At 62.2% G+C, this 349-nt stretch carries 1 pseudogene; it reads right to left on the bottom strand.

Annotated features, from left to right (window positions below):
• Positions 1-349 (bottom strand): annotated as a pseudogene (locus E5162_RS14790) (hypothetical protein); the annotation flags it as partial.

The raw sequence follows: 349 nt of genomic DNA, 5'->3' as shown, positions 1-349 counted from the left end.
AGCGAGGCGCCGAGCTCGAGCCCGCTGGAGTCCTCCCCGATCGAGGACCAGCTGGTGCGCAGGTTGAGCTGGCCGGTCTCGCTGTCGGTTCGGCCCAGTTCGACTACGAGGTCGTATGAGTAGCGTGCGCTGTCCTGGCTTTCTCCGGCCCAGTCACCCTCGTCGGCGAGGAAATATGCAAGATCCAGGGTCCAGTCGCCCTGTCTCTGCGACCAGCTGAGTCCGAGGTCGCAGTCGTCCTCAAGGCCCACATAGTAAGCGATAGAGAAGAAATAGCTGTTGGCTGCGTATGGCGTGAGACCGAAGGGGACTTGCTGGATTCCTGCCTTCACCGTACCGAGGCGGTCGT

Origin of the sequence: Marinicauda pacifica, from assembly GCF_004793635.1 — a bacterium.
GTDB lineage: Bacteria > Pseudomonadota > Alphaproteobacteria > Caulobacterales > Maricaulaceae > Marinicauda > Marinicauda pacifica.
Note: the sequence above shows the minus strand (reverse complement) of the source record. Positions and strands in the feature narration are given on the sequence as shown.